The organism is Parasynechococcus sp., from assembly GCF_042954245.1.
In the GTDB taxonomy this organism is placed as follows: domain Bacteria; phylum Cyanobacteriota; class Cyanobacteriia; order PCC-6307; family Cyanobiaceae; genus Parasynechococcus.
This window is the reverse complement of sequence record NZ_JBGKDP010000040.1, coordinates 1-16,382: the sequence shown is the minus strand read 5'-3', so window position 1 is coordinate 16,382 and position 16,382 is coordinate 1. Positions and strand designations below refer to the sequence as shown.

General features: G+C 60.9%; 23 protein-coding genes and 1 tRNA gene. 8 read left to right on the top strand and 16 right to left on the bottom strand.

Features of this window, described 5'->3' with window-relative positions; all coding sequences use genetic code 11:
• On the bottom strand, nucleotides 1-660 hold a 660-nt coding region (locus ACGVJ8_RS01595; RefSeq protein ID WP_392345177.1), incomplete at its 3' end, for a lipid-A-disaccharide synthase-related protein.
• Between the two features lie 54 nt (nucleotides 661-714).
• On the opposite strand from ACGVJ8_RS01595, the gene ACGVJ8_RS01590 reads away from it, so the two are divergent.
• A tRNA-Cys gene (locus ACGVJ8_RS01590) sits at nucleotides 715-785 on the top strand.
• A gap of 11 nt (nucleotides 786-796) precedes the next feature.
• On the opposite strand, the gene ACGVJ8_RS01585 is transcribed toward ACGVJ8_RS01590, so the two are convergent.
• Nucleotides 797-1,255, bottom strand: coding sequence for a hypothetical protein (locus ACGVJ8_RS01585; RefSeq protein ID WP_392345172.1), 459 nt, complete (start codon nucleotides 1,253-1,255; stop codon nucleotides 797-799).
• 14 nt (nucleotides 1,256-1,269) lie between these two features.
• The gene (locus ACGVJ8_RS01580) at nucleotides 1,270-1,458 is read right to left on the bottom strand and encodes a hypothetical protein (RefSeq protein ID WP_392345178.1); all 189 of its coding nucleotides are present in this window, start codon (nucleotides 1,456-1,458) and stop codon (nucleotides 1,270-1,272) included.
• On the opposite strand from ACGVJ8_RS01580, the gene ACGVJ8_RS01575 reads away from it, so the two are divergent.
• Nucleotides 1,457-2,443 (top strand): aldo/keto reductase, encoded by a 987-nt coding sequence (locus ACGVJ8_RS01575; RefSeq protein ID WP_392345171.1) that lies wholly within the window; start codon nucleotides 1,457-1,459, stop codon nucleotides 2,441-2,443. The two genes, ACGVJ8_RS01580 and ACGVJ8_RS01575, sit on opposite strands and share 2 nt — an antisense overlap.
• A gap of 9 nt (nucleotides 2,444-2,452) precedes the next feature.
• Here the strand turns inward: ACGVJ8_RS01575 and ACGVJ8_RS01570 are convergent, their stop codons facing one another.
• Nucleotides 2,453-3,085 carry a histidine phosphotransferase gene (locus ACGVJ8_RS01570; protein WP_186494569.1) on the bottom strand — a complete coding sequence of 211 codons (633 nt, stop codon included), beginning with the start codon at nucleotides 3,083-3,085 and terminating at the stop codon, nucleotides 2,453-2,455.
• A 122-nt stretch (nucleotides 3,086-3,207) separates the two neighbouring features.
• Entirely contained in the window at nucleotides 3,208-4,245 is a 1,038-nt protein-coding gene (gene purM / locus ACGVJ8_RS01565) for a phosphoribosylformylglycinamidine cyclo-ligase (RefSeq protein WP_392345176.1), read from the bottom strand.
• 319 nt (nucleotides 4,246-4,564) lie between these two features.
• Between purM and ACGVJ8_RS01560 the strand changes: the two genes are divergently transcribed.
• Both ACGVJ8_RS01560 and ACGVJ8_RS01555 read left to right on the top strand, forming a co-directional pair.
• The gene (locus tag ACGVJ8_RS01560; RefSeq protein WP_392345175.1) at nucleotides 4,565-5,104 is read left to right on the top strand and encodes a septal ring lytic transglycosylase RlpA family protein; all 540 of its coding nucleotides are present in this window, start codon (nucleotides 4,565-4,567) and stop codon (nucleotides 5,102-5,104) included.
• The gene (locus ACGVJ8_RS01555; RefSeq protein WP_392345174.1) at nucleotides 5,101-6,618 is read left to right on the top strand and encodes a bifunctional pantoate--beta-alanine ligase/(d)CMP kinase; all 1,518 of its coding nucleotides are present in this window, start codon (nucleotides 5,101-5,103) and stop codon (nucleotides 6,616-6,618) included. The genes ACGVJ8_RS01560 and ACGVJ8_RS01555 overlap by 4 nt, the downstream gene beginning before the upstream one ends.
• Here the strand turns inward: ACGVJ8_RS01555 and ACGVJ8_RS01550 are convergent.
• From ACGVJ8_RS01550 to ACGVJ8_RS01505, 10 genes are all read right to left on the bottom strand, one after another.
• Nucleotides 6,602-7,081 (bottom strand): low molecular weight protein-tyrosine-phosphatase, encoded by a 480-nt coding sequence (locus ACGVJ8_RS01550; RefSeq protein ID WP_392345170.1) that lies wholly within the window; start codon nucleotides 7,079-7,081, stop codon nucleotides 6,602-6,604. The genes ACGVJ8_RS01555 and ACGVJ8_RS01550 overlap by 17 nt on opposite strands.
• The gene (locus ACGVJ8_RS01545) at nucleotides 7,078-7,710 is read right to left on the bottom strand and encodes a HEAT repeat domain-containing protein (protein WP_392345169.1); all 633 of its coding nucleotides are present in this window, start codon (nucleotides 7,708-7,710) and stop codon (nucleotides 7,078-7,080) included. The genes ACGVJ8_RS01550 and ACGVJ8_RS01545 overlap by 4 nt, the downstream gene beginning before the upstream one ends.
• Nucleotides 7,710-8,483 carry a HEAT repeat domain-containing protein gene (locus ACGVJ8_RS01540; protein WP_392345168.1) on the bottom strand — a complete coding sequence of 258 codons (774 nt, stop codon included), beginning with the start codon at nucleotides 8,481-8,483 and terminating at the stop codon, nucleotides 7,710-7,712. Before ACGVJ8_RS01540 ends, ACGVJ8_RS01545 begins: the two co-directional genes overlap by 1 nt.
• Nucleotides 8,483-9,073 (bottom strand): chromophore lyase CpcT/CpeT, encoded by a 591-nt coding sequence (locus ACGVJ8_RS01535; RefSeq protein ID WP_392345167.1) that lies wholly within the window; start codon nucleotides 9,071-9,073, stop codon nucleotides 8,483-8,485. The genes ACGVJ8_RS01540 and ACGVJ8_RS01535 overlap by 1 nt, the downstream gene beginning before the upstream one ends.
• A gap of 77 nt (nucleotides 9,074-9,150) precedes the next feature.
• Complete coding sequence (gene cpcA, locus ACGVJ8_RS01530) at nucleotides 9,151-9,639, bottom strand: phycocyanin subunit alpha (RefSeq protein ID WP_115010503.1); 489 nt, start codon at nucleotides 9,637-9,639, stop codon at nucleotides 9,151-9,153.
• A 41-nt stretch (nucleotides 9,640-9,680) separates the two neighbouring features.
• Entirely contained in the window at nucleotides 9,681-10,199 is a 519-nt protein-coding gene (locus tag ACGVJ8_RS01525) for a phycocyanin subunit beta (protein ID WP_392345166.1), read from the bottom strand.
• A gap of 134 nt (nucleotides 10,200-10,333) precedes the next feature.
• A complete protein-coding gene (locus tag ACGVJ8_RS01520; RefSeq protein ID WP_392345165.1) occupies nucleotides 10,334-11,149 on the bottom strand; it encodes a phycoerythrobilin:ferredoxin oxidoreductase in 816 nt (271 codons plus the stop codon).
• Complete coding sequence (locus ACGVJ8_RS01515) at nucleotides 11,146-11,850, bottom strand: 15,16-dihydrobiliverdin:ferredoxin oxidoreductase (RefSeq protein ID WP_392345164.1); 705 nt, start codon at nucleotides 11,848-11,850, stop codon at nucleotides 11,146-11,148. Before ACGVJ8_RS01515 ends, ACGVJ8_RS01520 begins: the two co-directional genes overlap by 4 nt.
• Nucleotides 11,850-12,461, bottom strand: coding sequence for a phycobiliprotein lyase (locus ACGVJ8_RS01510; RefSeq protein WP_392345163.1), 612 nt, complete (start codon nucleotides 12,459-12,461; stop codon nucleotides 11,850-11,852). Before ACGVJ8_RS01510 ends, ACGVJ8_RS01515 begins: the two co-directional genes overlap by 1 nt.
• Before the next feature lie 3 nt (nucleotides 12,462-12,464).
• Entirely contained in the window at nucleotides 12,465-12,680 is a 216-nt protein-coding gene (locus ACGVJ8_RS01505; RefSeq protein ID WP_188021668.1) for a hypothetical protein, read from the bottom strand.
• Nucleotides 12,681-13,051: 371 nt separating this feature from the next.
• Here ACGVJ8_RS01505 and cpeB point away from each other — a divergent pair, with 371 nt between their 5' ends.
• From cpeB to ACGVJ8_RS01490, 3 genes are all read left to right on the top strand, one after another.
• Nucleotides 13,052-13,606, top strand: a complete 555-nt coding sequence (gene cpeB, locus ACGVJ8_RS01500) for a class 1 C-phycoerythrin subunit beta (protein ID WP_392345173.1) — start codon at nucleotides 13,052-13,054, stop codon at nucleotides 13,604-13,606.
• 56 nt (nucleotides 13,607-13,662) lie between these two features.
• Nucleotides 13,663-14,157, top strand: a complete 495-nt coding sequence (cpeA, locus tag ACGVJ8_RS01495; RefSeq protein ID WP_011932400.1) for a class 1 C-phycoerythrin subunit alpha — start codon at nucleotides 13,663-13,665, stop codon at nucleotides 14,155-14,157.
• Between the two features lie 172 nt (nucleotides 14,158-14,329).
• Nucleotides 14,330-14,947 (top strand): HEAT repeat domain-containing protein, encoded by a 618-nt coding sequence (locus ACGVJ8_RS01490; RefSeq protein WP_392345162.1) that lies wholly within the window; start codon nucleotides 14,330-14,332, stop codon nucleotides 14,945-14,947.
• 111 nt (nucleotides 14,948-15,058) lie between these two features.
• Here the strand turns inward: ACGVJ8_RS01490 and ACGVJ8_RS01485 are convergent, their stop codons facing one another.
• Entirely contained in the window at nucleotides 15,059-15,943 is an 885-nt protein-coding gene (locus tag ACGVJ8_RS01485) for a HEAT repeat domain-containing protein (RefSeq protein WP_392345161.1), read from the bottom strand.
• A gap of 82 nt (nucleotides 15,944-16,025) precedes the next feature.
• Here ACGVJ8_RS01485 and ACGVJ8_RS01480 point away from each other — a divergent pair.
• A partial coding sequence (locus tag ACGVJ8_RS01480) for a DUF2656 family protein (RefSeq protein WP_392345160.1) occupies nucleotides 16,026-16,382 on the top strand: 357 nt, incomplete at its 3' end.

Genomic DNA, 16,382 nt, shown 5'->3' with positions numbered 1-16,382 from the left:
GCGACTTCCACAAATCAGGAGCACCCTGCGGCAGCGTTCTAGGGCCGATGGCAACGGTTGGAGTTGAAGGCCATCCATCATCGGATTGCCCGGCGCCAGAGCGCCCACGCCTTTGCGTTGCAAGCCACGGGCCGTGAGCCGATCACGCATGGCCACCAGTTGACAGCGGCGCGAGCGCATCAAGCGCCATTCCCAGGGATCCCACTCACTGCCCTTGAGCCGGTGATAGCAGTCGCTTTTAGCCCATCCAGGACCACTGAGCCAGGTGTAGTCGCTTTTGGGAGTGCCGATGAAGCCGAAGGGAGCGCCACTGCTCCAGGCCATCAGCAGTGGCAGTAAATCGCCAACGGCAACGATGGGTTGGCGCTCATGCCCCAGGCGGCGCACCAATCGCCATTGCTTCCAACTCAGGCTGGGGAGTCCAGCCCTGACGTCTGCCAGCAGACCTCTCAGGCTTTGGTTGCTGAAGCCACCGCTTGGCAGGGCCGCTTTTGGCCCTAGGCGTGTCAACCACTCCTGCTGAACCGCAGCATCAAATACCCGGCCGGCGCCCACCAGAGGAAGCACGGTCAGGGGGCATCGCGGTGCGCGCCGATGGACGGCCTGAATGATCCGCAGGGTGATCAGGTCTTCGCCGTGGCCGTTGCAGAGAAACAGCAGAGAGCCAGAGGCATGGCTGATACGATCCCCTAATGGGGACGGCTGTTCCCGGGTGGCGGCATGGCCAAGTGGTAAGGCAGAGGATTGCAAATCCTTTATCCCCAGTTCGAATCTGGGTGCCGCCTTTGAATCCTCATCACAGTTGGGCCTCCGCGCTCATTCCGGCAACGTTGCGTGAGTGACTCTCGCAGCTGACGGTGTCCGCATCAATCCAGCAACGCCCCTGGGCAATGCGGGTTGCAGGAAGGCCCGTGGGGAGTCCTCTGGCATCAAAGCGGACCCATGACGTGCTGAGCAGGGTTGCACTCCAGCGGCGTGAATCCACACGGCAGCCAGAGTTGTCGCAGCTGAGCGGACTGCCTTGGTCTCCATCAAGGCTGACGAAGCTCAACTGGTAGCTGCCGCCCGTTGTTTGATCGTCTCCGATGAAACGAAGCCGCAGGCCACGGCTTCCGTTCGCGCTGATCTGCAGGCGTTCGCAGGCCAAAGAACGCCCCCCGACGACGATGCGGCAATGCACAGGCCTGTGCTCCAGACGGCCAAAGGCCAACGTTGGATTGGCCGTTGCCGGCACGGCGAGCAGCAGTCGTGCCATCCACAGATGAATCATTAGTAATTGCTGTCGGCGACGCACATGCCCAGGCAGCGAATGCCATTGCTGGCGGTTCTGCGGCAGTGGTTGCAGAGGATGCGTTCCGCGTCGGCAGTCGATCCCTCTACGGCCTGATCGGTCGATCTCGCAGGTTCCTGTGCGGGGGATGCGGTCATGACGCAGAGGGACGGGTCGATGGCGATCATGGCTGGCAGCAGTATCGCCCCGTTGAACGGCATCGGTTTCGGCACCTGGGCCTGGGGCAACAAGGCGGTTTGGGGATACGACGCCCAGCGGGATGACGCTCGACTTCGCGCCACGTTTCGACAGGCCCTCAGCTCTGGGCTCAACTTGATCGACACAGCGGATTCCTATGGAACGGGGAGCTTGAGTGGACGCAGTGAAGCGCTGCTTGGCGACTTCATGGCCGAGTTGCCAGCGCTACGCCGATCCCAGTTGAAGGTGGCCACAAAGTTGGCCCCATTCCCCTGGCGATGGGGACGTCGGGGCTTTGATGCCGCCTTTGAGGCTAGTCGAACGCGGCTCAAGGGGCAGCTGCGGCGGGTGCAGTTGCACTGGAGCACTGCCCGCTACGCGCCGTGGCAGGAGACAGGCCTTCTTGATGGTTTGGCTGAGCTCGTTCTGGCTGGCCGGGTGGACGAGTTGGGACTGTCCAACCTGGGCCCTCAACGCCTGGTGTTGATCCATCGCCGTCTGTTGGAACGCGGCGTTTCCCTGCGCAGCGTTCAGGTGCAGTGTTCGCTCTTGGCGCCTGCGGATGATCAGCTGCGCGAGTTGATCGCTGTCAGCAGAGACCTTGATGTGGAGGTGTTGGCCTACAGCCCTCTGGCTTTTGGCGTGCTGGGTTGTGCTCCCGGGGCTGAGGATAGGCGTCCCGCTACCTGGTTACGCCGCCGCTTGTTCCGTCGCCTGCTTCCGGCCAGCCTTGAGTTGCGCAGTGCCATGCAGGCCATTGCGACCGAGCGCGGGGCATCGATGGTTCAAGTTGCTTTGAACTGGTGCAGAGCTCTTGGCACAACGCCGATCCCGGGGCTGCGAACTCCAGAGCAGGCCAGGGATGTCGCCGCCGCACTGCAGTGGTCGATGTCGCCGCAAGAGCGTCAGCGGTTGGATGCAGTCCGACGCTACTTCAGCGAGCGGATGCCTGCTAATCCCTTTCAGAGTCGCTGAGTGTTGTGCTCAGGCCTCCGAGGCGGATTCAGGGGCCGGGCTCACCACTACCGGGAGACTGTCGCCGTCATTGCGAATCGGAATGACCTTGTCTTGTGAGGGTTCCAGGCGAGTGGGGGCAGGGGGAGTGTCCTGTTGCTGGGCGCAGGCGGCGAGGGCTTCCTGCAGCAAGGAATCAAAGGTGGCCCCGGGCAGTCGATGCCGGGCGACCTCCAGAAAGGTGCGCGGAAGCGACTCGCCTGCAGCGCTCCTCAGAGCAGGGTTGTTCTGGCGATGCTCCTGCTCGTCCTGAATGGCGCGGATGAACCGACGTGTGACGTCGCGTTTGGTGGACGCCTTGATCAGGGTGTCGCGCTCCTGAGGACCATGACTGAGCTCCTGCTCCATGTCTTGAATCCGCCGTTCGAGGCTCTCCAAAACCTCCTGGGCTTCCTTGCCGATGTGAGCCAGCTGCCCATCCGAAAGGTGGGGCATGTCGGCCACGAAGACCTTGCCGTGATCACGGAGCGTGAGAAAGGTTGGTCGTGCGCCCTGCCTGTAGCCCTGTTGCCTGTCCTGGCCTGAAGGCAAAGGACGCCTTGGAGGAACCGGACCTGCAGACGATCGACGGCGCGTGATGCGCTGGGGCTTATCAAAAGGCATTGAAAAAAGATGTATTGACGCCGCTATCGGAAGGGGTTCTGATGTACTTGGTAGCAGTTTATTCGATCCGTTCTGGGCCGGTGGTCTGCGTGCGGCATCAAACCCGTCTGAAACTGACGCAATCAGGCGGGCACTCCTTCCAGAACAGCGGCGCTGCCTGGAGTGTTGGAGGTCACGTTGCCAATCACCCAAGCCCAATGGTTTTTACCGCGGCAATGCTCGATCACAGCGGCTTCGCTCCCCGCCGGCACCACCAGGCAGAAGCCAATGCCGAGGTTGAACGTGTGCCAAAGGTCCCGTTCGGGAATGTCTCCGGCCTCCTGCAGCCATCGGAAGAGGGGTGGCCTTGTCCAGCTGGAGGCATCGATGCGCGCAGAGCAGCCGTCCGGCAGGCAGCGCGGCAGGTTTTCCGGGAGTCCTCCGCCGGTGATGTGGGCCATGCCGTGGAGCTCGCATCCGCTCTGCAGCAGGTGCTGCACCAGGTCGGCATACAGGGTTGTTGGCGCCAGCAGGTCGCCGATTAGAGGGCGTTGGTCGTCGCTATACACGGTGTTCGCATTTGCGTTGGCCTGTTCCAGCACCTTGCGCACCAGGCTGAAGCCGTTGCTGTGCACGCCGCTGCTGGCCACACCGATCACGCTGTCGCCAGGCAGGATGCGCTGGCCGTCAATGAGCTCGTCTCCTTCGACAACGGCCACACAAAAGCCGGCGAGGTCGTAGCGCCCCTGGGGGTAGAACCCCGGCATCTCGGCCGTTTCGCCGCCGAGTAAGGCGCAGCCGCTCTGCCTGCAGCCATCGGCGATCCCTTCAACAACCTCGGCCATTGCCGATGGCGCTAGGGCCCCGGTGGCCATGTAATCCAGAAAAAACAGCGGCGCGGCTCCTGAGGTGATCACGTCGTTGACGCACATCGCCACGAGGTCGATACCTACGCCGTGATGGCTGCCATGCTCCTGGGCCAGTTCCAGTTTGGTTCCGACGCCATCGGTGCCTGAGACCAACAGGGGCTTGCGCAATCCGGCTGGAAGACGCATTAGCCCGCTAAAACCGCCAAGGCCACCGATGACCTCCGGTCGGTGGGTGGCTTCCACAGATGCCCTGATGCGCTGCACGAACGCGCGCCCGGCCTCAACGTCAACTCCAGTGCTCTTGTAATCCATGGAACGAATCCGATGCATTGATCCTGCAATGCCGCGGAGCCTGTGCTGATTGTTCTGTCGGCACAGCATTTGATTGGCTGCACTTATCGGTCGTTGACTCTCTGCTTATGGTCGGGAGCTTGCGTTCCGGCGTTGATCTGCCAGTCGACACGCGGTTTAACGGTAGAGGTGGGCCTGGGTGGCTGTGCTGATCGCGGTGATGGAGCCCAGTTTCTTTCCAAGAGCACCTTTTTTAGGTTCACAGCAATCTTTTTGGTGAGGCCCGCCAACGTTCGAGAACTGCGCGTTCAGTTCTCGAACGTTGGCCACGCCGCTCTGCATGCGAGTCCTTCTGACGGTGGCCACGCTCTCCGGAGCGATTTCAGGCAGTGCGGCCCTCCTGCCCGTCGTGGCCAGCGATTTCCTCTCGGTCAACAGTGCAGAGCCCCTTGATCCTCTGGATCTGGCGGTCGAACCCCAGGCCCCTGAGCTGCAGGCAACCCTTACTTCTGATGAGCTCAAACCGGTCGTTGCACCTCCCGCCTCTGAACTCCCCAAGCCGAAGCTGAAGGTCGTACCGGAGATAGTGAAGGTCATCACTGGTGAGGCCAGTTGGTATGGCCCCGGTTTTTATGGCAACCCCACAGCCAATGGTGAGGTCTACAAGCCCGGCACGATGACGGCGGCCCACCGCACGCTTCCCTTTGGAACGAAAGTGCGCGTCACCAACCTCTGGAATGGACGCTCGGCCGTGATTCGCATCAACGACCGCGGCCCTTTCATTGATCACCGGGTGATCGACCTGGGCCACGGCGCTGCCTCTGATCTGGGGTTGACCGCCTCTGGAATCGCCCAGGTCAAACTTGAGGTGCTGCGCTGAGCTGCGTCGTTCTCTCCACCCAAGCCGAGCTGGAGAACTTCCGGGCCAACCTCAGTGGACCCCTGCAATTCGTGCCCACTATGGGGGGGCTGCATCAGGGCCACGGCGAACTGATTCGCCTCGCTGCGGCACAGGGGCCTGTGTTGGTGAGTGTGTTCATCAACCCACTCCAATTCGGGCCAGCTGAAGACTTTGATCGCTACCCGCGAAAGCTCGAAGCGGATCGTGTTTTAGCCGAATGCTCTGGCGCCCATGTCCTTTGGGCCCCGAGTGTCGACGCCATCTATCCAAGTGGGCTCCAGTCAGCGGTGTCGCGCTCAGCACCGGCAGACCTGCAGACCCATCTTTGTGGAGCCTCTCGTCCCGGTCACTTTGATGGTGTGGTCACGGTCATGGCCCGACTGCTGCAGCTGGTGGAGCCGTCTTGCCTTTGGCTGGGTGAAAAGGACTGGCAGCAACTGGTGATCCTGCGCCGGCTGGTGGCCGATCTTGATGTGGACTTGGCGGTGAAGGGCGTTCCCACCGTTCGTGAATCCGATGGTTTGGCGTTGAGTTCCAGAAACCAATACCTCTCCTCTGCTGATCGGGCTCGAGCCGCTGCTCTGCCGGCGGCACTGCGTCGTGCCGATCCCAGCGATCCCGAGACTTCGGTGCGTCAGAGCCTCGGTGAAGCAGGGCTTGAAGTGGAGTATGTAGAGAGGGTCGCCCCCTTCACCCTTCAGCCCTGTGGCTCTGAAACGGCCATCTCACTGTTGGCCGCGGCGGTGCGTTGCGGGACGACCCGTTTGATTGATCACGTCTTCCTGATGACCCGCCAGCCTCTCGTTGCTATTGATGGCCCTGCCGGTGCTGGCAAAAGCACCGTCACCCGCGCTTTTGCTGAGCGGATGGGGCTAGTCTACCTTGACACCGGCGCGATGTACCGGTCGGTGACCTGGTTGGTGCAACAGAATGGTGTAGACCCCCAGGATGCGGCGTCCATTGCACTGCTGTTGAACGACCTTGACCTTCAGCTGCGGTCGCTACCCGGTGGTGGCCAACAGGTGTTGGTGAATGGGCAGGACGTGAGTGAAGCGATCCGCTCGCCGGACGTCACAGCGTCAGTTTCGGCAGTGGCTGCGCACCGTTGTGTCAGGCAAGCGCTGACCTCTCAACAGAAAGCGATGGGTGCCAAGGGTGGCTTGGTGGCGGAAGGTCGCGACATCGGCACCGCCGTTTTCCCGGATGCTGATCTGAAAGTGTTCCTCACAGCCACGGTGAGCGAACGGGCCCGCCGCCGCGCTCTGGATCTGGAGCAGCGGGGTTTCTCGGTGCCTGAGCGATCTGAGCTCGAGGCACAGATCGCTGAGCGGGATCACCTCGACAGCACGCGTGAGGAGGCCCCCCTGGTGCAGGCGGAGGATGCGGTGGAGCTCGTGACCGATGGCATGAGCATTGAGGCTGTGATCGATGCCCTGGTGGGGCAGTTCCGTTCTCGGGTGGCCGAAGAGGCCTGGCCTACGCCGGCGGGCTGAGTTCGTCGAGCAGGTTGGCGCAGGCGTCCTCGAGCAGATCGAGCACATGCTCGAAGCCCGCCTCGCCCCCGTAGTAGGGATCAGGCACCTCCGTTTCGGAGAATCCCCGGGCGTAGCTGAGCATTGGCTTGATGCTGGCCGTTGCTCGTGGCCCGGCTTCGCGGGCCAGTCCTTGGACGGCCGTGAGATTGTCGTCGTCCATGATCAGCACCAGATCGAAACTCGAGAAATCGTCGAGGCTGATCTGTCGTGCGCGGCTGGGCAGCTGAATGCCGCGACGGTTGGCTGCAGCCTGCATGCGTCGGTCCGCCGGATTGCCCACATGCCATCCGCCCGTTCCAGCGGAATCCACCACGAACTGATTATTGAGGCCACGCTCTTCAAGCAGATGCAGGAAGACGCCTTCGGCCGCTGGTGAGCGGCAGATGTTGCCGAGGCAGACGAACAACAGTTTCTGGGTCATCCGGCGTTGAGGCGCTGGAGGGCTTTCAGAGCCCGCAGCTGCACCACCCTGACACCCTCCGCATCGGACGCGAGCTGGTTCAGTGCGGCCCGGCCCTGTTCGGCCAGGTGCACTGACACAGCCGCGCTGTTCAAGCGTTGCTCGAGTCCGTAGGCCGCTGCATAACGCACCACCCACTCGTCGTCTCGCACGGCTTTGAGCAGTCCCTTGAAACAGCGCTCAAGCTGATTGTGCTCTGCGTCTTCACTGAGCTCTAAGTCCGCCAGGCCACGGGTTGCTGAGCGCCGCACGCTCGGAGCGATGTCGGCCTGAAGGGCATGTTCAAGGAGGTCAAGACCCCGTGGATCCCGCAAAGCGGCAATCACCTTCACCACCCAGGCCCGTGCGCCGTAATTGTGGGCATCCAGGCTCACCAGAAGGATGGGAACGATGTCCCGTCCCAGTTGAATCAGCCCCTGTGTTGCCACGGCTGCCACCGCTGGATTGTTGAACCCCAGCACCTTCACGAGCGGCTTGGCGGCCTCAAGGTCGTTGAGTGCACAAAGGGCTTGCGTTGCTTTGACCAGCTCAGGGGTGCTGGTGGCCCGCTCGAGCGTCTGAAGCGCCTGGTCCAATGCTGTGGTTGTCATCAGAGCAGCCCGTCCATTGCGTCGAGGACGTCATTGGGTTCGTCGTTGCGTTCCGCCACCTCACTGAGTGCAACCAGCTTGAGGCTGGGTTCCACCGCAGCCGAGCGGATCGAGGGCACGGCGGCGATCCAGCCGGTGGCGCCGAGGTCGAGCAGCGCGCCACGGCGCACCAGGGATTCTGGATGGTTCAGCAGCTTTTTCAGTTCCATACCCCAGTGATCAAGTCCGGTCAGCTGCAGCAAAGCTCGGTAGGCCGCTGAACGGATCAACGGCCGAGGGTGCTCTGTGAACGGCTGAATCACGGCGAGATTGCTGCTGCTGCCAACACCAATGTCACCGAGGGCTTCCAACAGCGCTTCACAGGGTTCGTTGAGCAAGGGGGATGAGGGCTGCTCAGCCCCTGCTCCCTCCAATCCACTGACCAGCAAACCACGGATTCCCTGAACAGCCCCACAGCTGCCCATGGCACCAAGCGTGCGGACCACCTCCTCCCGCACGGTGTAATCGTTGGAATACAGCAGCGCCAGAAGAGGTTTTTCTGCTCTCGTATCCCTGAGCAGACGTAGAGCACGGATCGCGTTGAGAGCGACACCGCGTTGCTCTGGATCAATTGGCGTCGCATTCAGTGCTTCAACAGCTCTGAGCAGAAGAGGGATGGCATCAGGATGCTGGCTGCGCATTTTCCCGAGCCACCAGGCGGCGTAGTACTGCGCCGAAGGGTCCTCCGTCTGGCGGAGGTTCTTGATCACCTGCGTTTCACTCAGCGGTTCCATCACACCCAGGCCGATGCCATGTCGGCCGTCCAGCTTTGAGTTCGTTTGAACTGGAACGGTCCTGCCACCGAGCCCCAGCAACGCTCATTCGTTTCCGGGTCATGACCGCGATCGAGTGTCGAAAGAGAGTCTCCCTGCAAGTGAAAGCTGCTCACCAGCACGGTGTCTTTGCCATTCCGTTGCACGATGCATTTGCAGCCTGGTTCCATGGCGCCGTGGTAGCCGTCTGGCTGTTCGAGCACTTGGTAGTGGCACTGATCCAGGCTGATCAGGTCACTGTCCTGAATGGCTAGGCGTAGTTGCGGATCAAACGTGGCTCCGGCGAAGCATTCCGGATCTTGGAAGATGTGATTCCAAAGCTTGATGGCGCCGGAGGCCTGCTCTTCAGCGCGGATCATGCGCAACCGGTAGGGATGCTTGGGATCAACGGCATAGGTCTGCTCGAGCAGGATCGACCCTGGATGTAGCTGTATGAGCGGGCGATACCTCAGAAAGATGTGGGCATACAAGGGAGGGTTGTCGAAGGCTTGCTGCTGGTTGCTGTATTCGCCGCAGAGCAGGTTGAGAAAACGCTGAACGTTGGGTGTCATCACAGCGCTCTGATGGGGCCGAAAAAGAACAATAAAAAAAGCCCCCCGAGGGGGGCTTGGAACGCAACGTCAGCTAATCAGATCAGGGCGTTGATGGCGTAATCGATGTAGCTGTTGGCTTCGGTAGCAGCGTCGCCGCTGAGGCCGTGGTTGGCCTTGATGTGCTTCAGAGCTTCCACATACCAGGAGGGGGAGAGCTCAAAGGTGCGGTTGATCTCGTCGAGACCGGCGATCAGGTAGTCGTCCATGGGGCCGGTGCCGCCTGCCACCAGGCAGTAGGTAATCATGCGCAGGTAGTAGCCCACGTCACGGGAGCACTTGGCTTTGCCTTCCGCAGTGGCGGAGTAGTTGGACCCCTCCATTTGGGTGGTGTAGGGGAATTTGGTGTACACGGCCTGGGCAGCGCCATTCACGAGGGAATCAGCCTTGCTGGTGAGAGCCTTGGCAGCCTCGAGGCTGGCCTTGGCGCGGTTGAAGCGACCGGAAGCAGCCTGAACTTCGGTGTTGCTCAGGAAGCGGCCCTGGGAATCAGCTGCTGCAACAGCTTCGGTGAGGGGAGTTTTCATTGATCGTTATGTGAATGAAAGACGTCGAATCCAGGCGCCGATCAGGCAACGGAGGCGGCGGCGCGGTCGAAGTAGGTGCCGACTTCGCTGCTCAGGGAGGCGCAGTCACCAGCGGTGATGCCAGCTTTGTCGTTGACGATGGCCAGAGCGGCGTCCTTCATCAGGTTCACGCCGGCGGCAACGGAAGCACCGGGGGTGCCGAGGGCCAGGTAGGTCTCACGCAGGCCGTTCAGGCAGCGGTCTTCCATCACGGAAGCGTCGCCGGTGAAAGCGGAGTAGGTGACGTAGCGAAGGATGATCTCCATGTCGCGCAGGCAAGCAGCCATGCGGCGGGAGGTGTAAGCGTTGCCGCCGGGGGCGATCAGCGCAGGCTGCTGAGCGAACAGCTGGCGGGCAGCGGAAGCAACGATGGTGGAAGCGTTGCTGGAGATGCGGTTGACGGCATCCAGACGCTTGTTGCTGTCGGAAACCATGGCAGCGAGGGCGTCGATCTCGCTGGTGCTGATGAATTGTCCCCGGGCGTCGGCCTGGGCGACAACCTTGGTGAAGGCGTCGAACATGGTTGTTGTTCCTGTGAACTACGTCTGGAAGGGAATTTCAGACTTGGAGGGATGGCAGAAGGCTATTGCCTCGATCCCGACGTTCGCGATTCTGACCAACTGCTCGGAAGCCTCCCGAAAGCTGTTCATAATGCTTAACTCCCTTGCGGCGACAAGGAAGTGGCGGCGGCTTCTTCGAGGTCAAACAGCACGCCGTGGATGTACGACTCCGTCCATTCGCTGCCGTAGAAGCGGGTCAACATGCCGCGGGCCGGATCTTTCTCGGCGCGATAGGCCGTGTAGCGCTTCTGGCCCGAGAGCAGGAGTGCCGCACGCTCATCGTCAACAGCCTGCGCCTCCTCCACCAACGCCAGGTAGAGCTGGAGGTAGTCCGCAAAGGCCGGACGGATCACGCGGTCAATCAGCGCATCACCTTCCTCCCCAAGTGGAATTCGGGTCCAGAGAAAGGCAGGCGAGAAATACGGCTGTGCCTCGTCAGGAATGGGGCCCCCGTCGGGCAGTTCGGCGCGCCAGCGCTCGAACAACGGCATCAGTCGCTGCCAAACCGGACCCGTGTGATCGGGATCTGTCTTGTCGACAGGCTGAAGGTCAAGAGCGAGCAGGTGCCCGTTGGGCAGCGTCACTAGATCGGCTCCAAAGAAAGGAAGATCAAAACGGCTGCTGGGGTTGATCACGAAATTGAGCACCGATGCAGCGGCACCGGCTTCAACGCAGGCACAGCGCACCTGGCGCAGCTTCTCGGTCGAGCAGGCCCAGGTGGCCGTGCTGACGGGAACAGGCTTCGCCTTGGATCCCGTGCTGCCCTCTTTCTGCAGGAATCGTTTTGCAACCGGATAAGGGTTCGGCTGCAGAGGGGCCAGGGCTGCGACGGCGGTGTCGAGAAAAGGCTGCCAGCGCCATCCAGGGATCTGGACGGGATCAAGACTCGACGTGCGGAGGGGGAGGCTCATGCGGGCTGACTGGCGGGGAAGAGGAATTCGTGCAGGAATCGGTCGGACCAGTCCTTGCCGAAATGACTGGTGAACAAGCCGTGGGCTGGATCGCGTTCAGCGCTGTAGACGTCGTAGGCGTTCTGGAGTCGTTCCACCTCGGATGCCGCCAGTACTGACTGCCCTTTGGCCTGGTCATGCATCGACCAATAGGCCGAGAGAAAGGCATCGAAAGCTTGGGGAAGCGATCCCTCCGCTTCGTCGGCACCACCGCGGCAGAACAGCAACCAAGGGGAGAAGTATTGGTTGGGATCGAAGGAGCGCATGGTTTCCTCACCGTTCAGGTCGGGGTACTGCTCGTGCAGAGCCCTGAGTCCTGTGAAGTGCCGCTCCAGGTAATCCTTGTCCTGAACCAGCGGCTGAAAGTCGAGAACAGCCACCAACTTCTGACGGGCGCCGAACCAGAGCAGGTCCACCCCCATGAGCGGGTGGTCTAGGCCGTGCTCGGGATAGGCCACTGAGTTGAGAACCTGCAGGCTGTCGCCGGCATCGAGCCGGGTAACGCGCCAACGGCGGAAGCCTGGAACATTCCAGAGCCAGCTTTCGATCTTGCCGCTGCTCTTGCTGGATTGGCAGTGTTGCAATCCCTCGGGCACAGCAGCAGGTTGGCCTCCCCGCTCCTGAATACCCTGATGCAATTGCTTGAGAAAGGAGTCGAACATCAGTGTGTGGTCTCCAGCACGGGTAAATCAGCGATCTGGCGGGCCTTGTCGGCCATGGCCTTGATGTCGTCGTCGCTGGGGCAGCGCAGTTCAGTGCAGTACGTCGTCATCGACACCCCATCAAGGCACTGCACGGAACTCACGCGCATGCGCACCTGATCGGTCACGAACCAGCAACGTTCTGTTCCCACGTTCGTGTCGTAACGCGTCGTGATGGTGAGAACGCCGTCGTCGGCAAAGGCGTAAGTGCTCACCACCGATTTCTTCTCGACGTAACCGACGTCTCTAAGCAAAAAGCCCTTGCGGGGGTTGCCCTGTTCAGGCACATCGACGATGACGGCGGCGTAGTCGTCGTTTCTAACCGCTTTTTTGAGGTTGCTTTCCCACCAGAAGCGGCCTCCACCAGCGGCGCGGTCTGTCGCCACCTGAAGTGCGTTACAGACCCGCTGCACAACGGGGTCGGAAGCAGCGAATGGCTCGATCACCAGATTGGAATCAGCCGCTTCATCGTCCTGATGGTCCAGGTGATGAATGGAGCGGCGGTTCAACCAGGTGCCGCGGCTGGCCTTGAGGAAGTCCGCCATGGTCATTGGCGGCACAAACGAAGTCATCGCTCAGGCGTTGGTCATGATCTCTTGCTGCTTGAGCAGTTGCTCCAGCACCTCTTCCAGCCGTTGCAGTTCCGCATGCTCAGCAACAGTGGCGTCGATTCGCTTCTGCGGCAGCTTCAGTTTTTTCCCCATGGCGATCACGTCATCGCGCAGGCGGTTGCGGTACGCCTCGAGTTCTGCAATCGAGTCGTTCAGTTCTTGCAGCGTGGGTTCGGCCATCGGTGCTCGGCGGTCGCACGAGGGTAAGCCGCATCAGGGATCTGCTGGTGATGTCTTTCTGGCGGCCCTTTCAGTAATAGATGTGGGTCGAAAAATCTGAATGCAAGCCGGGAAAGTGCTCTGATTGCTCGCCAGATGGCCTTATCGCCGCTGGACAGTTCTGCATCAACTTGCAATATTTGTCGGCTAAGTGACGAACCGTTGCGCGAACACCCCCCTGCCGCAGGGGTAGCCCGTTGACCCGGTTACTTTTTTAGGGCGCTTCGCAGGCCAAGCCTGAAACGTTCAGCTCGATTCTCTTTTTGAGGAAAGCGCCGTCGTTTCACACCTGGTAGTCGAGAAGCATTCCCTCCCCCTTGTCTGGCTTTCCAATGCTCGACGCATTCTCCCGTTCCGTCGTCTGCGCTGACGCCAAAACTGCTGCTGTGGGTTCTGGCGATATCGCCGCTCTCCGTCAGTACGTTGCTGAAGGCAACAAGCGTCTGGACGCTGTCAACGCCATCACCTCCAATGCCTCCTGCATCGTCTCCGATGCAGTCACCGGCATGATCTGCGAGAACACCGGTCTGATCCAGGCAGGTGGTAACTGCTACCCCAACCGCCGCATGGCTGCTTGCCTGCGTGACGGTGAAATCGTTCTTCGTTACATCTCCTATGCCCTGCTGGCTGGCGATGCATCCGTGCTGGATGACCGCTGCCTGAACGGCCTCAAGGAGACCTACATCGCTCTGGGCGTTCCCACCCAGTCCGCTGCCCGTGCTGTGGCCATCATGAAGGCCTCCGCCACCGCCCACATCGGCCAGACCAACACCCCGGCTAACGGCGGCACCAAGTTCCGCAAGATGGAGACCATTCAAGGCGATTGCTCCGCTCTTGTTGCTGAGGCTGCCTCTTACTTCGATCGCGTGATCAGCGCCGTCGCCTGAGTCAATCGGGTTTTCCCATTTCCTCAACACCAACCTCCATCTAAAGGATCTCCACGATGAAATCCGTCGTCACCACCGTTGTGACCGCTGCTGACGCAGCCGGTCGCTTCCCCTCCCAGAACGACCTCGAAGCCGTCCAGGGCAACATTCAACGCGCCGCTGCTCGCCTCGAAGCCGCTGAAAAGCTGGCTGCTGGCCTCGACGCCGTGACCAAGGAAGCTGGCGATGCCTGCTTCAACAAGTACCCCTACCTCAAGCAGCCCGGTGAGGCTGGTGAGAACCAGACCAAGGTGGACAAGTGCTACCGCGATCTGGGCCACTACCTGCGCCTGATTAACTACTGCTTGGTTGTCGGCGGCACCGGCCCTCTGGACGAGTGGGGCATCGCCGGCGCTCGTGAGGTATACCGCACCCTGGGTCTTCCCACCGGTCCCTACGTCGAAGCTCTGACCTACACCCGCGACCGCGCTTGCGCTCCTCGCGACATGAGCCCTCAGGCCCTGAACGAGTTCAAGTCCTACCTCGACTACGTGATCAACGCTCTGTCCTGAGCGCCTGTTTCGCGTCACTCATTCATAGGAATCAGGAGGCCAAAAGGCCTCCTTTTTTAATACTCATGTCGACGGATGTCGTTCAACTTGGATGATGTTCATTGGTAGCAGTGCTCCACTTAGGCTGCAAAGAACCCTGATGTTCAGGGGGCTTTGCAGTTTTTAAGTTCTGATGACTTCTCAGCCGCAGGTTGAACGTACGGATCTGGACGCGTTGTTTGCGGATCTGGCCCATCCCAACCCCCATCTGCAGACCCAGGCCTATTTGGCGATGGTTGACCATTGGCCAAACGAGTCGATGCCACGCCTGATTTCGCTGTTGGATCAACCCGATGTGTCCTTGCGTCGCGCTGCTGTGCGAGGGCTCGGAGCCTTTGGTGCGACAGCACTCCAACCCCTGGCGGAGTTGTTTGAAGCAAGCACGGACGGCACGGTGCGCGCCAGCTGCGTCAAGGCCTACGCCCAGATTGCATCCAATTACCCGGATCAGACCTTCTCCGCTGCCTCGATAGCTGTGCTGGAGAAGGCACTGTCGGATGACTCCCCCGTGGTGTCGCAGTCGGCGGTGATGGCCCTTGGCCAGGTGGGTGTTCAAGCGCTTCCGTTGCTGATTCAGATCTGCAAGGGAGACAACATCGCCCATGTGCAGTCAGCTGCCATGGCGTTGGCCGAAATTTCTGATCCCAGTGCAGAAGCCTGTCTCAGAGAGGTGCTGGCAGATCCGTCCACCGACCCGCTGTGCCGGCAGATGGTGGAAGCCTCCCTCGGCCGGCTTGAGAGCAGCCGCTAGGCAAAAAATACGGGACAAAGGCCCCTCAGCCTTCATCCCGTAGGTACGCATACAGTGCTCGACGCGAACACCTCGAATGTGACATTACGTGAACGATGCACGCATCTGTGTTCAATTGTTCTTGCTGAGCTGACTCACAGCAAGCTTGAGCACCACAGCGACTGACGGGTCGCTTTCCGTCCTCATGCACTCCTGGAGTTGCCTGATCACGGAAGGGTCCTCCAGTTTCATCAACGAGAACGCAGCATTTTTGCGAATAAGTGCTGCTTCGTCCCGCAGGTTCGGCAGCAGTAGTGGGATGGCCCATTCGCTTTCATTGAGTTTGCCCATCAGGGTTGTCGCTTCAGCGCGTACGTCCTTATCCGGATCTTGAAGCGCTTTGGTGAGCAGCTGACGCGCATCCTCATCACCAAGGTTCTGGATTTGATCCCCGAGGGCGGCGATGGCTGCTGTGCGGATCTGGGCATGGGGTGATTGGGCAGCCTTGCGCAAGGCCTCCGGGGCCCGTGCGCCCACGAAGGCCAGCCCCCAGCTGGCCAGGCCTGTTTGCATGGGGGTGCTGACGGGGTCCACCAGGATGTCGAGCAATCCGTCAACGGCAGCGGGGCCAATCGCTGCCATGGCGCCGACGGCCGATCCCTGGACGACCGGATCGGCATCGTTGAGCAGGGCCTTCAGTAGGAATTGAAGGGCGCGTTGATCGGAAATCAACGTCAGCGTTTTGGCGGCCGCGCGGCGAACCGTCACGTTCTCGTGGTCGCACATTGCTGTGCAAAGGGCTGGAACGGCAGCACCGCCAACGGTGCCGAGGCTTTCGGCGAAGGTGAGGCGCAGCAGTCCACGACGGTCGCCCAGGCCGGCCACCATGCGCTCGATTGCCTGGGTGTCACCAGCGAGACGCTCACCCTGCCGCAGTTGTTGCTTCAGCTCCTCAGCCAGTTGCTCCGCTTCCTCTTCGCTCAGCTGAATCGTTTCAGGGCTGCTTACGGGAGACATCGATTCGGTCACGGCAAGGCTGAAGCAGCCATTCATTATCCGCTTCTCCCATCGCTAAGCTCACGGAGATGCACTGTTTGTTGTGACCCGATTCGTCCTTTCCCACAACCTGCAGATCCAGGATTCCGCGGTACCTTCTCTCGCGTTCGAGGCCCTGGCCAAGGTGTTGGCCGAGCGGTGCGATTCGGTGACATCGTCGGAAGCGCTCAGCCACCCGCATTGGAAGATCAGCCTCGAGTCCACGGCGACTCCGGGAGAGTTGGCTGAAGAGATCAGTCAGGCCTGGCGAAAGATCCGAGCTGATCAGGGGCACTCCACTGACCATGCCGTGATGGCTCTTGGTGGTCGCAAAGATTCGGAGGGCACACCCGGCGCCCTGCTTCAGGAGGGCGGCTGGGGTGTGGATGTGGTGGAAACCCGCGATCCAGACGGGTTTTTG

What these genes read in the sequence shown, in the direction of transcription:
- ACGVJ8_RS01485 (WP_392345161.1), bottom strand. Translation starts at nt 15,943, where the DNA reads ATGTCTCCCGTAAGCAGCCCTGAAACGATTCAGCTGAGCGAAGAGGAA.
- ACGVJ8_RS01550 (WP_392345170.1), bottom strand. Translation starts at nt 7,081, where the DNA reads ATGACCCAGAAACTGTTGTTCGTCTGCCTCGGCAACATCTGCCGCTCA.
- ACGVJ8_RS01560 (WP_392345175.1), top strand. Translation starts at nt 4,565, where the DNA reads ATGCGAGTCCTTCTGACGGTGGCCACGCTCTCCGGAGCGATTTCAGGC.
- ACGVJ8_RS01490 (WP_392345162.1), top strand. Translation starts at nt 14,330, where the DNA reads ATGACTTCTCAGCCGCAGGTTGAACGTACGGATCTGGACGCGTTGTTT.
- ACGVJ8_RS01510 (WP_392345163.1), bottom strand. Translation starts at nt 12,461, where the DNA reads ATGACTTCGTTTGTGCCGCCAATGACCATGGCGGACTTCCTCAAGGCC.
- cpeA (WP_011932400.1), top strand. Translation starts at nt 13,663, where the DNA reads ATGAAATCCGTCGTCACCACCGTTGTGACCGCTGCTGACGCAGCCGGT.
- cpcA (WP_115010503.1), bottom strand. Translation starts at nt 9,639, where the DNA reads ATGAAAACTCCCCTCACCGAAGCTGTTGCAGCAGCTGATTCCCAGGGC.
- ACGVJ8_RS01570 (WP_186494569.1), bottom strand. Translation starts at nt 3,085, where the DNA reads ATGCCTTTTGATAAGCCCCAGCGCATCACGCGCCGTCGATCGTCTGCA.
- ACGVJ8_RS01575 (WP_392345171.1), top strand. Translation starts at nt 1,457, where the DNA reads ATGGCTGGCAGCAGTATCGCCCCGTTGAACGGCATCGGTTTCGGCACC.
- ACGVJ8_RS01515 (WP_392345164.1), bottom strand. Translation starts at nt 11,850, where the DNA reads ATGTTCGACTCCTTTCTCAAGCAATTGCATCAGGGTATTCAGGAGCGG.
- ACGVJ8_RS01535 (WP_392345167.1), bottom strand. Translation starts at nt 9,073, where the DNA reads ATGACACCCAACGTTCAGCGTTTTCTCAACCTGCTCTGCGGCGAATAC.
- ACGVJ8_RS01520 (WP_392345165.1), bottom strand. Translation starts at nt 11,149, where the DNA reads ATGAGCCTCCCCCTCCGCACGTCGAGTCTTGATCCCGTCCAGATCCCT.
- purM (WP_392345176.1), bottom strand. Translation starts at nt 4,245, where the DNA reads ATGGATTACAAGAGCACTGGAGTTGACGTTGAGGCCGGGCGCGCGTTC.
- ACGVJ8_RS01525 (WP_392345166.1), bottom strand. Translation starts at nt 10,199, where the DNA reads ATGTTCGACGCCTTCACCAAGGTTGTCGCCCAGGCCGACGCCCGGGGA.
- ACGVJ8_RS01580 (WP_392345178.1), bottom strand. Translation starts at nt 1,458, where the DNA reads ATGATCGCCATCGACCCGTCCCTCTGCGTCATGACCGCATCCCCCGCA.
- ACGVJ8_RS01545 (WP_392345169.1), bottom strand. Translation starts at nt 7,710, where the DNA reads ATGACAACCACAGCATTGGACCAGGCGCTTCAGACGCTCGAGCGGGCC.
- ACGVJ8_RS01505 (WP_188021668.1), bottom strand. Translation starts at nt 12,680, where the DNA reads ATGGCCGAACCCACGCTGCAAGAACTGAACGACTCGATTGCAGAACTC.
- cpeB (WP_392345173.1), top strand. Translation starts at nt 13,052, where the DNA reads ATGCTCGACGCATTCTCCCGTTCCGTCGTCTGCGCTGACGCCAAAACT.
- ACGVJ8_RS01585 (WP_392345172.1), bottom strand. Translation starts at nt 1,255, where the DNA reads ATGGCACGACTGCTGCTCGCCGTGCCGGCAACGGCCAATCCAACGTTG.
- ACGVJ8_RS01540 (WP_392345168.1), bottom strand. Translation starts at nt 8,483, where the DNA reads ATGGAACCGCTGAGTGAAACGCAGGTGATCAAGAACCTCCGCCAGACG.